General features: G+C 68.7%; 18 protein-coding genes. 5 read left to right on the forward strand and 13 right to left on the reverse strand.

What is annotated here, in order from left to right; genetic code table 11:
* Window positions 1–174: 174 nt before the first annotated feature.
* On the forward strand, window positions 175–1,104 hold the full coding sequence (locus CKJ84_RS09875) for a DDE-type integrase/transposase/recombinase (protein ID WP_095545992.1): 930 nt from the start codon (window positions 175–177) through the stop codon (window positions 1,102–1,104).
* 227 nt (window positions 1,105–1,331) lie between these two features.
* On the opposite strand, the gene CKJ84_RS09880 is transcribed toward CKJ84_RS09875, so the two are convergent.
* The gene (locus tag CKJ84_RS09880) at window positions 1,332–1,535 is read right to left on the reverse strand and encodes a cold-shock protein (protein WP_034996968.1); all 204 of its coding nucleotides are present in this window, start codon (window positions 1,533–1,535) and stop codon (window positions 1,332–1,334) included.
* A 190-nt stretch (window positions 1,536–1,725) separates the two neighbouring features.
* Here CKJ84_RS09880 and CKJ84_RS09885 point away from each other — a divergent pair, with 190 nt between their 5' ends.
* Entirely contained in the window at window positions 1,726–4,113 is a 2,388-nt protein-coding gene (locus CKJ84_RS09885; protein ID WP_095546832.1) for a DEAD/DEAH box helicase, read from the forward strand.
* Here CKJ84_RS09885 and CKJ84_RS09890 read toward each other — a convergent pair.
* From CKJ84_RS09890 to CKJ84_RS09920, 7 genes are all read right to left on the reverse strand, one after another.
* Complete coding sequence (locus CKJ84_RS09890; protein ID WP_095546833.1) at window positions 4,061–4,417, reverse strand: Rv3654c family TadE-like protein; 357 nt, start codon at window positions 4,415–4,417, stop codon at window positions 4,061–4,063. The genes CKJ84_RS09885 and CKJ84_RS09890 overlap by 53 nt on opposite strands.
* Window positions 4,417–4,701 (reverse strand): hypothetical protein, encoded by a 285-nt coding sequence (locus CKJ84_RS09895; RefSeq protein ID WP_095546834.1) that lies wholly within the window; start codon window positions 4,699–4,701, stop codon window positions 4,417–4,419. The genes CKJ84_RS09890 and CKJ84_RS09895 overlap by 1 nt, the downstream gene beginning before the upstream one ends.
* A complete protein-coding gene (locus tag CKJ84_RS09900) occupies window positions 4,701–4,892 on the reverse strand; it encodes a DUF4244 domain-containing protein (RefSeq protein WP_095535960.1) in 192 nt (63 codons plus the stop codon). Before CKJ84_RS09900 ends, CKJ84_RS09895 begins: the two co-directional genes overlap by 1 nt.
* Window positions 4,893–4,990: 98 nt before the next feature.
* Window positions 4,991–5,581: a type II secretion system F family protein gene (locus tag CKJ84_RS09905; protein WP_095546835.1), complete on the reverse strand. Its 591-nt coding sequence runs from the start codon at window positions 5,579–5,581 to the stop codon at window positions 4,991–4,993.
* A complete protein-coding gene (locus CKJ84_RS09910) occupies window positions 5,578–6,369 on the reverse strand; it encodes a type II secretion system F family protein (protein ID WP_095546836.1) in 792 nt (263 codons plus the stop codon). Before CKJ84_RS09910 ends, CKJ84_RS09905 begins: the two co-directional genes overlap by 4 nt.
* Window positions 6,366–7,493, reverse strand: a complete 1,128-nt coding sequence (locus CKJ84_RS09915; RefSeq protein ID WP_095538165.1) for a TadA family conjugal transfer-associated ATPase — start codon at window positions 7,491–7,493, stop codon at window positions 6,366–6,368. The genes CKJ84_RS09910 and CKJ84_RS09915 overlap by 4 nt, the downstream gene beginning before the upstream one ends.
* Window positions 7,493–8,149 (reverse strand): hypothetical protein, encoded by a 657-nt coding sequence (locus CKJ84_RS09920; RefSeq protein ID WP_095546837.1) that lies wholly within the window; start codon window positions 8,147–8,149, stop codon window positions 7,493–7,495. The genes CKJ84_RS09915 and CKJ84_RS09920 overlap by 1 nt, the downstream gene beginning before the upstream one ends.
* Before the next feature lie 527 nt (window positions 8,150–8,676).
* On the opposite strand from CKJ84_RS09920, the gene CKJ84_RS09925 reads away from it, so the two are divergent.
* Window positions 8,677–9,483: an HAD family phosphatase gene (locus CKJ84_RS09925; protein WP_233125657.1), complete on the forward strand. Its 807-nt coding sequence runs from the start codon at window positions 8,677–8,679 to the stop codon at window positions 9,481–9,483.
* Between the two features lie 24 nt (window positions 9,484–9,507).
* Here CKJ84_RS09925 and CKJ84_RS09930 read toward each other — a convergent pair whose 3' ends face one another.
* Window positions 9,508–10,530: a dienelactone hydrolase family protein gene (locus CKJ84_RS09930; RefSeq protein WP_198949270.1), complete on the reverse strand. Its 1,023-nt coding sequence runs from the start codon at window positions 10,528–10,530 to the stop codon at window positions 9,508–9,510.
* A 251-nt stretch (window positions 10,531–10,781) separates the two neighbouring features.
* Between CKJ84_RS09930 and CKJ84_RS09935 the strand changes: the two genes are divergently transcribed.
* Window positions 10,782–11,324 carry a phage holin family protein gene (locus CKJ84_RS09935; protein ID WP_095275193.1) on the forward strand — a complete coding sequence of 181 codons (543 nt, stop codon included), beginning with the start codon at window positions 10,782–10,784 and terminating at the stop codon, window positions 11,322–11,324.
* Between the two features lie 30 nt (window positions 11,325–11,354).
* Entirely contained in the window at window positions 11,355–12,128 is a 774-nt protein-coding gene (locus CKJ84_RS09940; RefSeq protein ID WP_095546840.1) for an alpha/beta fold hydrolase, read from the forward strand.
* 13 nt (window positions 12,129–12,141) lie between these two features.
* Here CKJ84_RS09940 and CKJ84_RS09945 read toward each other — a convergent pair whose 3' ends face one another.
* Genes CKJ84_RS09945 through nth form a run of 4 tightly spaced genes read right to left on the reverse strand, consistent with a single transcriptional unit; the run spans window position 12,142 to window position 15,547 of the window.
* On the reverse strand, window positions 12,142–13,332 hold the full coding sequence (locus tag CKJ84_RS09945; RefSeq protein WP_095535937.1) for a MarP family serine protease: 1,191 nt from the start codon (window positions 13,330–13,332) through the stop codon (window positions 12,142–12,144).
* Between the two features lie 57 nt (window positions 13,333–13,389).
* Window positions 13,390–14,130: a CoA pyrophosphatase gene (locus CKJ84_RS09950; RefSeq protein WP_095546841.1), complete on the reverse strand. Its 741-nt coding sequence runs from the start codon at window positions 14,128–14,130 to the stop codon at window positions 13,390–13,392.
* Window positions 14,127–14,717, reverse strand: a complete 591-nt coding sequence (locus CKJ84_RS09955) for a TlpA disulfide reductase family protein (RefSeq protein WP_095546842.1) — start codon at window positions 14,715–14,717, stop codon at window positions 14,127–14,129. The genes CKJ84_RS09950 and CKJ84_RS09955 overlap by 4 nt, the downstream gene beginning before the upstream one ends.
* Window positions 14,714–15,547 carry an endonuclease III gene (gene nth, locus CKJ84_RS09960; RefSeq protein WP_095546843.1) on the reverse strand — a complete coding sequence of 278 codons (834 nt, stop codon included), beginning with the start codon at window positions 15,545–15,547 and terminating at the stop codon, window positions 14,714–14,716. The genes CKJ84_RS09955 and nth overlap by 4 nt, the downstream gene beginning before the upstream one ends.
* Window positions 15,548–15,784: the final 237 nt, after the last annotated feature.

A 15,784-nucleotide genomic window follows, 5' to 3' on the forward strand; every position in this document is an offset into this window, starting at 1 on the left:
GGTGATGCATCGGGAAAAGCCCTCGTCCGTGATGGTGCATTGTCTATAGCTGCGAAAGCTGCTGTGGTCTGCGCCCTTACGGACACCCACCACATCAGTATCGCCAAAGCATGCGCGCTTGCCGGGATCGCGCAGTCAACGTTTTATCACCACCAGGGCAAACACCAACGCAGTGTGGCAAAACGCAAGGCACGCCGCGACAAGTACAAAGTACTCATCCGCCAGGCAGTCGATGAGTGCGGGCAAAGCTACGGCTACCGGCGCATCCACGCGTGGCTTGTTCGCGGTGGGCATCGCATATCGGAAAAAATTGTGCGTGAGCTGATGGACACACTCGGCTGCCACCCACCAGCAAAAGCATCCACGAAGTACTCCTCATACACCGGCGAGACCGCGCACCGCCCGGCAAACCTGCTGCTCATTGGCGATAACGAGCGCCCTGCTAATGAGACACATACCCTTGCCCGCCCTGAGGTGGCGCACTCGCAGTATTTCACCCGGTATGCGCACAGTAAGGGGTTGACCCATGATTTTCACGCGGATCAACCTTGGCAGAAAATTGGTACCGATGTCAGCGAAATCCGCTGCAGTGACGGCAGGCTCTACTTGTCAGCAGCCATCGACTTCTTCGACGGGATGCCCATTGCTGTGACCATGTCACAAACGCCAAACCATGAGCTGGTTGCCGGGATGATTGAACGGATCGACGCGGTAAAACCTGCTGATGCGCAACCGATCCTGCACTCGGATCGTGGAGGGCTCTACCGCAGCACACGCTGGGTCAACCTGATTACCGACCACGCCCACAACATCACCGGGTGCAAGGCATGCGCCACAGGGGAATGGTGCCAGAGGCGGTGGCGATACATCCCGTCACTGTCACGGAAAGGCACAAGTGGTGATAACGCGCGCACCGAGGGGTTCTTCGGCACGATGAAACAAGAACTGCTCAAAGGCAGACCCGCCACCAAAAAGATGACGGTGGCACAAATGCGAGACTATATTGACAACTACATCGACTTCTACACCCACACCAGGCTGAAGTCGACGCTAGGCAACGGCTATGCCACCATCGCCGAACACCGCCAAGCACTTGGAGTCTAAACAACAACACACAAGCCCACGGGGCACTCCAACAAAACATCCGCAGGCCCAAAATTCCGCGTCTTCGTCACCCCGTTCTCGTCAAACAGGCCAAACCCCACCCCACCCCACACATTTTGCCGTTTCACCCGCGCACCCCGCCCGCACACCCCACCAGACCGGGCAGCGGGCCCAAAAATACCCCGCTTCCGGGGTCACCGGCAGCGGGGTCTCTTTGGAATGCGGGCTTACAGCGCGCGCACCTGCTGGGCCTGCGGGCCCTTGGCGCCCTCGCCCACCTCGAACTCGACCTGCTGGTTCTCCTCCAGGGTGCGGAAGCCGGAGCCCTGGATCTCGGAGTAGTGCACGAAGACGTCGGAGGACCCGTCGTCCGGTGCGATGAAGCCAAAGCCCTTTTCTGCGTTGAACCACTTAACAGTTCCGGTAGCCATGGTGAAACCTTTCACGTAAAACTTGAGTGAGATATGTTTGGTCGTCCACCAGGACCATCTCGGGGTTCCTGGCGCCCGCGTCAACGATCCTCGCGAGCACCTTTGGAGGGCGCACACAAAATCTGTGACCGTGCTCTAGTGTGCCACGAATCGCATACTTTGGCATAGCGAGTGGCATACTTCATATGGAATGACTCATACCCCCGCACCCCCACCGTCGCTCGGCGCAGAACTCATCGAGCTCCTGCGCCGCCGTTTCGGCAGCTCCACCATCACGCACGTGGAAGACGTCCCCGCTTCGCCCGCGCAGTTCGCTCCGTGGCCAGCGTGGGTGCTCCCCGAGCTGAAGCAAATGCTTATCGACGCCTCCGTCACCGCCCCCTACACCCATCAGGCCCAGTGCGCGCAGTCGGTGCGCGACGGCAACGACACCGTTATCGCCACGGGCACCTCCTCCGGAAAGTCGCTCGGTTACCAGCTGCCTATCCTCACCGCGCTTGCAGAGGACCCCAAGGCGTGCGCCCTCTACCTCACCCCCACCAAGGCGCTGGGCTCGGACCAGCTCCAGGCGACGCTGCGGATGACGTCGCAGATTCCCCAGCTCTCCGGCGTCCACCCGGCCCCGTACGACGGCGACACCCCCACCGAGGCCCGGGCCGGAATCCGCGAGGCATCCCGCTTCGTCTTCTCCAACCCCGACATGCTGCACGCCGGGTTCCTCGGCGCGCACCCCCGGTGGGCGCGCTTCCTGCGCCAGCTCCGCTTCGTGGTGGTGGACGAGTGTCACACCTACCGCGGCGTCTTCGGCGCCAACGTGTCCCTCGTCCTGCGCCGCCTGTTGCGCATCGCCGCCGCGTACGGGTCGCACCCGGTCGTGGTGTTCGCCTCCGCAACCGCCGCGGACCCGGCCGGGCAGGCGTCTCGGCTCTGCGGCCGCAGCGTCACCGCCATCACCGAGGACACCGCGCCGACCGGGTCCCGCACGATCGCGCTGTGGGAACCCGGCTTCATCGAAGGCGCGGAAGGCGAAAACGGTGCGCCCGTGCGCTACGCCGCCTCCACCGAAGCAGCGTCCATCATGTCGACGCTGATGCAGGAGGGCGCGCGCACGCTTACCTTCGTGCGCTCGCGCCGCGCCGCGGAGACGGTCGCGCTGCGTGCGCAGGAGGACCTGGTCGTGGCGGGCCGCGCCGACATGGCGGGCCGGGTGGCGTCCTACCGCGCTGGCTACCTGGCGGAGGATCGTCGCAAGCTGGAGCGCGCGCTGGACGAGGGCGACCTCCTCGGCCTCGCCACCACGAACGCGCTTGAGCTGGGCATTGACGTCGGCGGCCTCGACGCGGTGGTCATGGCCGGTTTCCCGGGGACGGTCGCCTCGTTCCGCCAGCAGGCGGGGCGCGCCGGGCGCCGCGGCCAGGCTTCCGTGGTGGTCATGGTCGCCCGCGACGAGCCGATGGACACCTACCTGGTCCACCATCCGGACGCACTGCTGGGCCGCCCGGTGGAGTCCTCGGTGTTCAACCCGAAGAACCCGTACATCCTGCGCGGACACGTCTATTGCGCCGCCGTCGAACGGCCACTGTCGCACGCGGACGTGGATGCGTTTGGCGCGCACGAGGTCGTCGAGGAGCTCGAGCGGGAGGGCTATTTACGACGCCGCCCCCGCGGCTGGTTCGCCACCCCGCAACTGGAGGGTGAGCTCACCCCGGAGACCGCGCACTCCGTCGTGTCCCTGCGCGGCGGCACCGGGGAGGAGGTCCTCATCGTGGACGCGACGGACGGCCGGCTGCTGGGCACCGTGGACGCCGCGCGGGCCGCCACGCAGGTCCACGACGGTGCCGTCTACCTGCACCAGGGCGAGTCCTTCGTGGTCCAGGAGTTAGACCTTGACGGCTACGTGGCGCTGGTGGCACCCGAGACGCCCGACTACTCCACGCAGGCGCGTTCCACCACGGACATCGCGATCCTGGGCGACGCCTCCGCGCGCGTCCACCCCTCCCCAGGCCTGTGGGTGGCCAACGTCGACGTCGAGGTGACCGACCGGGTCACCGGCTACGTCGTGCGGCTTGCCGACGGCACCGTGTCCGAGCACATCCCGCTCGACCTCCCCGAGCAGACGCTGATCACCCGGGCGGTGGCCTACACCATCGACCCGTTGGTTCTCGACGAGCTGGGGATCTCGGCGGGCGACGTCCCCGGCGCGCTGCACGCCGCAGAGCACGCAGCCATCGGGCTGCTTCCGCTCCTGGCCACCTGCGACAGGTGGGACATCGGCGGCGTGTCCACGGCGCTGCACCCGGACACCATGCTGCCCACGGTGTTTGTCTACGACGGCCACCCGGGCGGCGCGGGCTTCGCCGACGAGGGCTTCGCCCGCTTCCACGAGTGGATCACCGCGACGTTCGAGGCGGTGCGCGCCTGCCCCTGCGAGTCCGGATGCCCGTCCTGCGTGCAGTCCCCGAAGTGCGGCAACGGGAACCAACCGCTGAACAAGCACGCTGCGCTGAAGCTGCTGGGCGCGCTGGTCACCATGACTGCCGGGGACGTTCCTCCTCAGCCGGGCCAGCCCGGGCAGTAGCTTCGGCGCGCCCGATCCGGGCACGGACGGTGACGTCGCCGGTGTCCACCTCGCACCACTCTGCGGCCGCAGAGTTGAGCGTCGCGGTGCGCTCGGCGGCCTCGCAGGCGGGCGCACCCGTGTAGAGCGCCGTCGCCCCGGAAACGGCAGCGAGGTCGGCGGCTACCTGCGCGCGGTGGTGGTCCACGACGCGCGCGCCGACCGCAGCTACGGCGAGCGCCAGCGCGATCACCGCGGTGATGATGCCCGCCGAGGTGACCGTCGCCGAGCCTTCCTCGCTGCGGAGTCTCCGGAGCCAGCCCATTAGCGTTCCCCCGCGGTGTGCTCGACGGGGAACAGCGCGGTTGCCTGCATCTGCCCTACCGCCGCCGGGACCCGCGCGGTCACCGTCACGACCCCGCCGGCCTCGGTGACATCGACGCTGCCGCGCGGCGGGGCGAACTCCACCCCGATCGCGTGGGCGCGCGCCGCCGCCCCGGCCGTATCCACCGCCGTGATGTAGGCGGCGATGGTGGCGATGCCGGCAACGATGGCGGCCGCGACGGTGACGAGTGCGGACAGCGAGAGCGCTGTCTCGATCGTGGTCATTAGCCCGGGGTGTTCGTGAGTGCGTCGGTAATCACGCCCTCAATTGCAGAGGTCACACCGTCGCCGTTCACCACGAGGTAGAGCACTCCGGCGAGCGCGGCCGCCGCGAGAGACCCAAACGCATATTCGATGGTTGACATCCCCCGGTCATCCTGCATTCTTGCAGCGAGTTTCCCGGTGTAACCGCGCATTTTCTGGGCGCACATGATGGTAGCAGTGTTGATCGTATTCATAGTAATTATGTTCCCTTCATTGGTTGAGAGTGGTCGTTGGTTTTCGGAGTGGACAGTTAATGCAAGATCGCAGACCCCAAGCTGAGCACCGCCGGCGCAAGCCCGAGGACGAAGAATGCCGGGAGGAAGCAGGCGGTAAGCGGGATCGCGATGAGGACGCCCGCACGTTCCGCTTTGGCGCTCGCCTCGTCGGCAGCTTCAGCACGGAGCTTGGTGACGATGCGCTCGCAGCCCGCCACGATGGCGGACCCCGAGGAGTTGGAGAGGACAACAAGCCCGGCGAGCTCCGCGCCGCCCGGGACGCTATGGAGCTCTGACCAGGCGCGCTCGGGGCTCACCCCGAGCGCCGTCAGCGCAGCGACGGTATGCCAAGGACTCGCGTGCGCGTTGCCTCCGCCGGTGTCGCCGTACGTTTCAGCAACAGCGGCGGCGGCGCCGGCGAGCGGGAGTCCGGCCTCGCAGCATGCCGCGAAGAGCGTGATGTCGGCTGCGCTGCGGTGGGCGTCGATACCCGGCGCTTCCCCGCGGGGACCATCCCGCGGGGTCTTCGAACCCGCGCCGGGAGTAACGCGCAGCCGCAGCAACGGCTGGACCCGGGGCAGCGCGAGCGCGGCCGCGAGGAACAGTGATGCGAGGAGCAGGATCATTGCGCCGCCCTTTCAATAATCACCCGGGACACGATCGTGCCCGCGCACACCAGGGCGGTGCCGACGACGAGGAGCACCCCGCCTATGCCGCCGGAGGTCAGCAGCCCGACGGGGTTCGCCCCCATCGCGGCGCCCATGAGCATCCCGGCGAGCGGCAACGCAGCGAGCACCATAGCCGTGGTGCGCGGTCCGGCCAGCGCCGCGGTTGTCGCGGCCCGGTGCCGCTCGGCGTGGTCGAGCTCGTCGCGCGCGGCTCGCAACAGCTGGGCGACGGGGATCCCGCGCCCGGTTGCAAGCCGCCACAGCGTGACCATGCGCGCGAGCTCCGGCTGCGCCGTGGGCACCTCGATCTGCGCGGCAGAGTGCCCGAGCCGGATGTGGTGGACCAGCCGGTGGATGTCGCGCGCGAGTGGGGCCGGCGCGTTGTCGGGCAGGCGCTCGGCGGCGGTCACGCAGGCGCGCGGCAGCGGGGCTCCGGCGTCCAGGTTGGCCACCACGTGGCCGAGAAAGTCGGCGGTCACGGCCGCACCCTTGGCGCGTTGCCGCTGCTCCCGGCGCCGGACGATGAGGTCGACGACGGTCGCCCCAGCCATGACTGCCGCGAGGACCACGCTGACCCGTTTGGCGGCGACCAGGCCGAGCGCGAGCGCGATGCCGGCGATGCAGAGTGTGGAGTGGAGGCGTGGCGTCGAGAAGCGTTGCACGTTGCGCGTGAGTGCGCCCAGGCGGGCGGAGGGAGCGGGGGCGGTGAGCGCGGTTGCCGCGGCGGCGATGAGCAGTGGGTTCATGCTGCCAGCTCCTTGTAGCCGGCGGCGGGGCCGCGCTCGCTGTCCCACACCACACGCGCAGTGACGGGCTGGCCCTCCAGCACGCCGATCTGATGCACGTAGCGGGTGCCGTCGGGGCCGCGGCGGACCACCACCACGGCGTCCACGGCTGCGGCGAGCTGCGAGTGCAGCCCGGCGCGGTCCAGACCGCCGAGGGCCGCGAGCGCCTCCAGCCGGGCGGGGACCTCGTGGATGGAGTTGGCGTGGAGGGTGCCGGCGCCGCCGTCGTGGCCCGTGTTGAGCGCGGCGAGGAGGTCAACGACCTCGGCACCGCGGATCTCGCCGACCACGATGCGGTCCGGCCGCATGCGCAGGGCCTGGCGCACCAGGTCCGCGATGGTGATCGCGCCGGCGCCCTCGGCGTTGGCGGCGCGCGTGGTCAGGTTGAGCACGTGCGGGTGGTGCGGGGTCAGCTCGAGCGTGTCCTCGATGGCAATGATGCGCTCGGTGGGGGCGGCCTCTGCAAGCAGGGCCGACAGAAGCGTCGTCTTGCCGGAGCCGGTGCCGCCCACCACCAGGATCGCCTTGCGCTGCGCCACCAGCGCGCGCAGCAGGTCGGCGCGCTCCTGATCGAGGGAGCCGCCCGCCACCAGGTCCGCGAGCGAGGCGGTGGCGGTGCGCAGCACGCGCAGCGACAAACAGGTGCCCACCTGCGCCGTTGGGGCGAGGATCGCGTGGAAGCGTAAGAGCGTGCCGTCGTCGCGGGTGAGGTGCCCGTCGCAGTATGGCTGTGCGTCGTCGAGCCTGCGCCCGCAGCTCAGCGCGAGGCGCGTGGCCAGGGCGCGTACGTCCGCCTCCGAGTCGAAGGTGGTCTCCGCCAGCTCGAGGCCACGGCCGCGGTCGACGTAGACCTCGGACGGGCCGTTGACGCAAATATCCGTCACATCGCCGGCCGCCAGCAGCGGTTCGAGCGGGCCGGCTCCGGTGGTGTCGTCGCGGAGTTTGCGCATGAGCGCGAGCACATCGAGGTCGCTAATCACCACCGCCTCGTCGCGGATGATGTCCACCAGCCGTGCGGGCGACGGGGGCGCGGGCTCGTCCGCAAGGCGGCGCTGTACGCGCGCGAGTACGTCGTTGGCATCCATCACGCCACCTCCCCGAGCACCGCGTCGGCCGCCTTACGCAGGGGCTTGGGCAGGCGCGCCGGGAGCCCAGCGCTCTCGATCGAGCGCGACAGCCGGTGCAGCGTGGGCAGTCGGTGGCAGATCCGCGAGCGGGTCACTGCGACAACGCCGTCGTCGTCGATGCCCTGCCAAGGGGAGTCGCGGAGGACCAGCACGTGCTCGACGCCGGCGGCGTTGCACTCCAACGCGATCGTCTGCGCCGCGCAGACGGAGCGCACCGTCGGCGTCACGACGATGACAGCCAGGTCGCACGCCGCCGGGAGCAGGTCGATGGGGACATCGAGGACGGTCAGGCCCTCGCCGCCCACAGCGCGGCAGAGCCTCTCCAGCTCCGCCGTGTCGACCCGGAACGGGTCCGCGACGGTGCTGCGCGCAAACGTGAGGACCGCGGTGCCGGAAGCGGTGGAGGGCAGGGCGCGGCGCACGTCGGTGCGCGCTACGGCACCATCGCCCAGCACGATCTCGCCCCAGCGCGCGCCCGGCCGCTCCTCGACGCCGAGGAGGAGATCGAGTCCGCCGGAGAGCCGGTGTGCGTCGATAAGCGTGGCGTTCCCGCCCACCTCGGCGAGCGCACAGGCGAGGACGGATGCGCCGACGCCACCGCCCGCGCCGAGCACGGCGATCGTGCTGGCTCGCCTGTGCGCAACGGCCGAGCGCGACGAGGAGGTCGCCGGCCTGCGCCGGCAGGACGAAGGCGTCCGGGGACGCGGAGGCGTCGGCGAGGCTGCCGCTGACAATGAACACGTTGTCGGCTCGGGGTGGAGGGAGGTGTGGGGCCCAGGTGGCGTCGACAAGCACTGCGAACGCACGCGCCACGTATTGCGGCAGCGTGGTGGGGTCGGCAACGTCCACGATGGCGTGGCCAGCGGCTGCGGCGAGGTGGGTTACCTCCGGGTGGAGGAGCGGGTCGTCCACCGCGACGATGATGGGGCGGCCGGCGCGAGAATTCGGTACTTTTGTTTGTGTCATGCCGCAAGCATTGCAGGCGCAACATCAACGTGCAAGGGGTTGGATACATCTGTGGATAACCCAGGCCGCGATCGCATCCAAAATAAACAATCTGTGGATAACCCAGCCCCATCACTCACACGCGCCTCAGCATTTACACGCCGGGCGCTGAGGTTGGCTCGTTAGAATGAGGCACATGGCAACTCGCGCGCCGGTGGCGGCATTCTTCGACCTGGACAAGACGATCATCGCGACCTCGTCTGCCTACGCCTTTGGCAAAGAGTTCCTCAACAACGGCCTGATCACCCGCCAGGAGGCGCTCGACCTCTACCTGTCCAAGGCCTCCTACATGCTCGTCGGCCACTCCAGCGAGCAGATGGACGCCTCGCGCGACCAACTCGCACAGCTGGTCAAGGGCTGGGATGTGGACGAAGTGCGGCGCATCACCACCGAAACGATGCACAACGTGGTCACACCCGCGATCTACCGCGAGGCGCGCGAGCTGATCGAGCAGCACCGCGCGGCGGGCCACGACGTCATCATCATCTCCGCGTCCGCGGACATCCTCGTCGAACCGATCGCCGCCGAGCTCGGCGTGGACACCGTCGTGGCCACCGAGGTGGAGGTGGAAGACGGCAAGCTCACCGGCACAATCACCCAGTACCTCAAGGGCGAGGCCAAGGCGGCGGCCGTGGAAACATTCGCCCGCGAGCACGGCTACGAACTCGCGCGCTGCTACGCCTACTCCGATTCCGCCACGGACATCCCGATGCTCGCGGCCGTGGGCAACCCCGTGGCCGTCAACCCGGACCGCGCCCTGCGCAAGCACGCCATGTCGTCTGGCTGGGAGATCCGCACGTTCAAGAACCCGGAGCCGCTCATCCAGATGCCCAACGCGCGCGAGGTGGGCATCGGCGCGGGCGTCATCGCCGGGATCACGGCGCTCGCCGTCGTCGGCACGCTGGTCACCCGCGCGATCATGCGCGACGGCCGCTCCGCCTAGCCCCCGCCCGAGGAGCTCGAGTAGCTACTGCCTCCCGTGCCACTGGTCGAGGCGCTCCAGCAACACGGCCCGCGAGTCCTCGTACGCGGCGCGGTTACCCTCCGGAGTACCCCCGAGCATGATCTGCCAGCCGTCCGGCAGCTCCTCCGCGTGCGCAAAGAAGACGTGCCCGGCGTCCGGGTACACGTGGGCCTCCACCCGCTCGCCCTGCGCCTCGAGCTCGCGCGCCGCGTCCGCGGACTGCCACATCTGGTCGTCCTCGCCGGCGAAGAGCAGGACGTTCCCGCCGAAGTGCGCAAGGTCAATGCGCGCCTCCTCCGGTGCCGCTTCCGCCGCGGACTCGTAGGTCGCGCGGTACGACACCGGGTAGCCGGTCACCATGTCCCACATCTGCTTCGCCCCGGCCGCCATGGACCCCGCGCGGAAGGACGCGAACGGCACCGCCTCACCCTTGTAGGTAAACGACGGCAACTCCTCCGCCTGCCGGAACACCAGCCCCGGGTAGGAATAGCTCGCGGGCACGAACGCGACCACGTTGTCCACCCGGAAGCCCTTTGCCGCCAGCAGCTCCACAAACTCCGCGCCCTTCGACGTCCCCACCACCGTCACCGGCCCGTCGCCGTCCACGGTGGCGTCGATAAGCGTGCTGACCTCATCAAACTGCTCCAGCGGCACCTCCGCGAGCCCCTGCTGCTGCCCCTCCTGCCCGAAGAAATACATGCCGAGCACCTCGTAGCCCTCGCCCGCGAGCCACTCGGCACGAGAGCGGTCCGCCCCGCCCTCGGAGCCGCCGTACACAACCACCACGCCCGGGTGCACCTTCCGCTCGGGCGTGATGTGGAACCCCTCGATCTGGTCCCCGTGGATCGGGGCAACGCTTAACGACGCCCCGCCATCCCCCTCCCCCACAACAGAAGACGACCCCACGCTCGCGAACGGGTAGGTGTGCCGGTTGTAAGCGCGCAACCCAACAATCACCGCCGCGAGGAGCACGAGCACAACCAGGAGCGCGACCAGCGCCTTGCCAAGGATCTTAAGGACCTTCACCGCATTCCTTCCCACGCAGCGCTCACACCCGTGAGAGAATCTGCGCATTTTGGACCATTTGCAGGATGTTTTAGGCTTAAATCCTAACTTGCGCGGCAGCGGTTTCGCCGCCCTTCCGGCCCCAATACGGGCACGAAGGCTGGACTATAGCTAAAGTCGTGGAGGACAATGCATCACACGTGTACGTATACGCGCGAGAGCAGCAGTAGCCACACGCCTTGTAGGCGACTCGCAGGAAGGTTTGAAAAACAGTGAGCAAAGACGGTCTGTACACCAGCGGTTCCACGGCAGTGTCTGCCAAGGTGGACTCCATCCCGCTGCGCGACGCCGACACCACCCAGCCGGGTAAGGATTCCATTGGCACGCTGGTCTCCAACGCGACGGAGCAGATTTCCACCCTGGTCCGCGGCGAGATCGAGCTGGCCAAGACCGAGGTCATCGGCGAGGTCAAGAAGGGCGCCATGGGTGGCGGCCTCTTCGCCGTGGCCGGCGTCATCGCACTGTACTCCAGCTTCTTCGCCTTCTTCGCCCTGGCGGAGATGCTCGCGTCCTGGATGCACCGCGGCTGGGCATTCCTCATCGTCTTCCTCATCATGATCGCCCTCGCCGGCATCCTGGCCTTCATGGGTCTGCAGAAGGTGAAGAAGATCAAGGCGCCGGAGAAGACCATCGAGTCCGTCGGCGAGCTGAAGCACCTGCGCCCGGGCCAGGCCCAGCAGAACCTGTCCAAGGATTCCAGCGGCCTGTACTCCTCCGCCGCGCACACCACCGGCTCCACGGCAGTGACCAAGTAGGCGCTTTTCGCCTCCAGGGCCGCTCCGGGCATGCCCCGCCTGACCCCGACGCCACCCTCGGTCGTTGACCTGCCGGGGGAGTTTGCGCACCGCATGCTGCACACTCGCGGCGTGCGCCTGCACGCCGCCGTGGCCGGCGACCCCGCCGACCCCCTGGTCCTGTTCATCCACGGCGCGTACGGCGGCTGGTTCGACTTCCGCTACGCCCTCGCCCCGCTGGCCAGCCGCGGCTACCACGTTGCCGCGCTGGACCAGCGGGGCTTCGGCATGTCTGACAAGCCCGCCCACCGAGGCGGCAACCTGCTGCGCATCCTGCGCGGCGACCTCGGCGGGGTGATCCACACCCTGGGACATGCGAATGCCGCCCTCGTCGCCGCCGATACCGGCGCCGTGGTCGCCCGCGCCCTCGAGCAGGCCCAGCCTCAGCTCGTCCGCAGCGTGCTCACGCTCCCCAACGAGCCGCACCTCCCCGCCTGGCTCGGCCGCCTCCCCGCCCGCATCGCGGCCGCCACCGCCACACACCTGCCCGGCGCGCTGGACCGCGCGTGGCGCAGCGCGTTTCACGCCACCCTCGCGCGGGCAGCGGCCGACAGCGCCGCCAAGCACCCCGAACACCCAGCGGAAACGCTCGCGACCCGGCTTGCGGCGCTGCGCATCGATAACGCGCTGCCCCACATCCTCGCCACGCACCGCCTGCGGCGGCACGCGCCAGCTAACGGCGCCAACCACGTCCTCCACGCCCTGCCCTACGCGGGGGATCCGGGGGCGTTTGTGCGGGGCGTCGAGAAGCACTTGGCGTCATAGCACTCCTGGTGCTTTAGACCGCGCAGGTTTGCGTGTCCACCGGGTCGGTGAGGCGCTCGACGTCGCCGATCACCTCGCGGAGCTGCGTGCCGGTCAGGGCGTAGCCGGTGTCCGCGACGTCCACGTCCGTGCCGAAAATCATGCCCGCGACCTGCCCCTCCGGGGTGAACATGGGCCCGCCGGAGTTGCCCTGGCGGATGTCGCCGCGGATCGTGTACGCGCCGCGCTCCACCCGGCCAGTGGCGTAAATGTCCGGGCCGCTGAGCTCCAACTGGGTCCGCACGCGTACCGCGTCTGCTTCAAAGGGGCCGGACTCGGGGAAGCCCATCACCACGGCATCATCGCCGGACTTTAGCTCGCGCGGCGCCCACGTCAGCTCCGGCAGGCCCAGCTCGGGGGCGTGAAGGACCGCGATGTCCACCTCCGGGTCGTAGAGCACGACGTCCGCGTGCTTCACGCCCAGCACGGTGTCCAGGTTGACCAGCTGGGTGCCTGCCACCACGTGGGCGTTGGTCAGCACGTAGCCGTCCGCGATGACGAAGCCGCTGCCCATCAGGCGGTGGTGGCAGGTCTCCGAGTCGCCCACGACGTGGACGACGCTCGGTCGGACGCGGTCGACCAGGTCACCGGTCACCACCGACTCGTCCGGCGCGTCCACCTCACGCTTCGCATCGGCGCTCAACGGCGAGACCAGCGGCGGCAGGCCCGTGTCGTGCAGCAATGCGGCCGCCTTGGCGGGCAGCTGCGCCCATGCGTCCGGTGTTGCGGCGTCAATCCCGCGCAGCACCCGCGAGTCCCGCAGCGCGGCGCTCTGCGGCTCCGGAAGCGCGCTGACCAGCGGGATCGATACCAGCCACAGCGCCAGGGACATGGCCAGCGCTTGCAGCAACGCGCCCGCGACGGAATCCAGCGCGCGCATCGGGCGCCACCGCTGGGCACCGCGCAGGGCGTCGCCAATCGCGGAGCCAGCCAAGTTCCCCAGCCCGACGAAGAACACCACGACCGCCAGGAAAATGATGACGCGCAGCCCGCGGCCGGAGAAGAAGTCGAGCGTGTACGCGGCAGCGAGCAGCCCCACAATCAAGCCGGCCACGCTGCCCACCGCGATGAACACGGATGCCAGCACGCCTCGTCGCCACCCTGCCGCGAAGCTGCCCACCACCAGAATCGCCGCGACGAGGTCCACGATGGCTGATCCGGTCACTGTTTTGCTGTCTCCTGGTTCGTGTTGTGGGGCGTCATCGGGGCCGGTCCGCGGGGGTTACCGCGTGTACCGCGGCTCCCCATTGGCGGAGTTGGCGAGTACCTCGTCCAAATCGCGCAAAGTGCGGTCCCAGTCGCGGGCCCACGCGGCTTGCTCCAAAAGTATTGAGAGCAGAATAGCCGTAAAGCCCCACACAACGTAGCACCCGGCGCGGAAGGCGGGTCCGGCAAAATTGGCCAGCCCCACCTGCAGCCGGTTCGCGGGATCCACCAGGTCGCGCACGGCGATGAAGAAGACGTCGTCCGTTTCAAACGGGCTGGCCACGTATGTCTCGCCCGGCTGCTCCGCGTACGCAATCACCGGCCGCACCCGGAGTCCGCTGCCGCCCGTAGTCACTGTGCGCAGCGTGGCCAGCGGCGTCACACGCGAACGCTCCAGGCCGGTCTCCTCCCAGGCCTCGCGCAGCGCCGCGTCGACGGGCCCGCGGTCCCCGGCGTCGATATGCCCGCCGGGAAACGCCATCTGCCCCGAGTGGCTCCGCATCCGCGGCGTGCGGTGGGTGATAAGCACGTGCGCGTCGTCCGGGATGGTCACCGATGCCGCGTTCCCGGTAAACAGGATCAGCACCGCGGCCTCGTCCGCCGCGTCCTCCGGCACGGTGCGCCCGTGCAGGAGGGGCCGCGCCGCCTCGCGGTAGGTGCCGCGTTGAATCCGGTCGATCAGCGGCGCGAGCCAGCGGGGCGCCCTGTGGGGCTGCAGCGGGACGTCGAGAAGCTGCCCTTCTTTGCGCTCGCTCATCGCCCGAGCGCCCCGTCGATGGCGCTGGCCAGTGCCTCTTCGGACTCGAAGGCCTGCGCGAGCGTGCCCACCTGCTTGCCGTCGCGGAACACCACCGTGATGGGCACGACGCCGGGCAGACCCAGCCGTCCCGCGAAACTGTTGTCGGAGTCCTGGTAGCTGGGCAGCTCCACGCCGAGCTCGTTGAGCAGGTCGGCCCCGGCCGCCGCCTGGCGGTCCGCGTGCACGCCCACGACCTCCACGTCCGGGTGGTCCGCGGCGTAGCGCTCGAGCACGGGCAGCTCAGTGCGGCACGGCTCGCACCACCAGGCCCACACGTTAACTACCGTCACGCCCGCGCGCTCCCCGGGCACATCGGCGCCGCCCAGGCACGGCAGCTCCACGCCACCGACCCCACCGGCCACGCAGTCGGGCCGCTGGGCCACGGGCGCTTCCTCGCTTATCGACGCCCCCGTCTCCCCCTCCCCACGCACTTCATCACCCGATCCGCCGCCGCGCAGCAGCGCTACAGCGCCGACGACGACGAAGCAGGTGACCACCAGCGCGCCCACCACGCTGGCCACGACCGCGGTCTTGCCCGACCTCACTGCGCATCACCCAGCATGCCCAGGATGTGCTCGCGCTCTTCTCCGGTGACCAGGGCCGCCGCCTCCTCCGGGTCGGTTGGCCCCGCGCCGAAGTCGGGGCAATCGAACGCGATGGGGCACGCGCCGCACGCCGGCTTCTTCGCGTGGCAGACGCGCCGGCCGTGGAAGATGAGTCGGTGCGAGAACATCGTCCACTCGCTCGCGGGGATGATTTGGGCGATTTCCCGCTCGATCTTCACAGGGTCGCGCTGCGCACTCAGCGCTAGGCGCGCGACGAGCCGCTGGAAGTGCGTATCCACGGTGAGCCCCGGCTTACCAAAGACGTTGCCCCGCACCACGTGCGCGGTCTTGCGCCCCACTCCAGGGAGCGTGACCAGGTCCTCGAGCGCGACCGGGACCTCGCCGCCGAAGTCCGTGACCAGCTTCTGCCCCAGCCCGATCAGGTTGGCGGCCTTGGCGCGGTAGAACCCGGTGGGGCGGATCAGCGCCTCTACCTCCGCCTGGTTTGCCGCCGCGTAATCCTGCGCCGTGCGGTAGGTGGCAAACAGGGCCGGGGTGACCTGGTTGACGCGGACGTCGGTCGTCTGCGCCGAGAGCACCGTGGCAACGAGCAGCTCGAGCGGATTGGAAAAGTCCAGCTCCGCGTGGGCGTCCGGGAACGCCGCCGCCAGGGTGCGGTTGATCCGCCGGGCGCGGCGGGTGCGGCCCAGCTCCGTCTCCTTCCCCTTCGCCGCCGGGTGGGATCCCGGTGCGCGGCGCCGGGGCGGCGTAAGCTTGCCGACCGGCGGTTTGCCGGCGTCCGGCGCGGGGGGAAGCGAGACGTTGGACATGCTGCAATGCTATCGCACACGTACCATGGCCCCTATGACGGTAATTTTAGTTGCGATCCTGCCCCTCTTCCTCGGCCTGTTCACCCTGGGCATGGAACGCCTCGAAGCAGCATCGGTTGAGGCCCATTAACACGCACTGGTGTTGCAGACTGAACGTTTTTTGAACCTAAAATTGCCGGTAGGGAAACTTTTCCGGGATATGGCACCCATCACAACGTGAACTGGTAGCATCTGCCA

The organism is Corynebacterium sp. NML 120412, from assembly GCF_002285155.1.
Lineage (GTDB): Bacteria > Actinomycetota > Actinomycetes > Mycobacteriales > Mycobacteriaceae > Corynebacterium > Corynebacterium gottingense.

Bases quoted from the DNA above. Each gene is read 5' to 3' on its own strand.
- CKJ84_RS09880 (WP_034996968.1), bottom strand. From the start codon at position 1,535: ATGGCTACCGGAACTGTTAAGTGGTTCAACGCAGAAAAGGGCTTTGGC.
- CKJ84_RS09885 (WP_095546832.1), top strand. From the start codon at position 1,726: ATGACTCATACCCCCGCACCCCCACCGTCGCTCGGCGCAGAACTCATC.
- CKJ84_RS09890 (WP_095546833.1), bottom strand. From the start codon at position 4,417: ATGGGCTGGCTCCGGAGACTCCGCAGCGAGGAAGGCTCGGCGACGGTC.
- CKJ84_RS09895 (WP_095546834.1), bottom strand. From the start codon at position 4,701: ATGACCACGATCGAGACAGCGCTCTCGCTGTCCGCACTCGTCACCGTC.
- CKJ84_RS09900 (WP_095535960.1), bottom strand. From the start codon at position 4,892: ATGCGCGGTTACACCGGGAAACTCGCTGCAAGAATGCAGGATGACCGG.
- CKJ84_RS09905 (WP_095546835.1), bottom strand. From the start codon at position 5,581: ATGATCCTGCTCCTCGCATCACTGTTCCTCGCGGCCGCGCTCGCGCTG.
- CKJ84_RS09910 (WP_095546836.1), bottom strand. From the start codon at position 6,369: ATGAACCCACTGCTCATCGCCGCCGCGGCAACCGCGCTCACCGCCCCC.
- CKJ84_RS09915 (WP_095538165.1), bottom strand. From the start codon at position 7,493: ATGGATGCCAACGACGTACTCGCGCGCGTACAGCGCCGCCTTGCGGAC.
- CKJ84_RS09925 (WP_233125657.1), top strand. From the start codon at position 8,677: ATGGCAACTCGCGCGCCGGTGGCGGCATTCTTCGACCTGGACAAGACG.
- CKJ84_RS09940 (WP_095546840.1), top strand. From the start codon at position 11,355: ATGCCCCGCCTGACCCCGACGCCACCCTCGGTCGTTGACCTGCCGGGG.
- CKJ84_RS09950 (WP_095546841.1), bottom strand. From the start codon at position 14,130: ATGAGCGAGCGCAAAGAAGGGCAGCTTCTCGACGTCCCGCTGCAGCCC.
- nth (WP_095546843.1), bottom strand. From the start codon at position 15,547: ATGTCCAACGTCTCGCTTCCCCCCGCGCCGGACGCCGGCAAACCGCCG.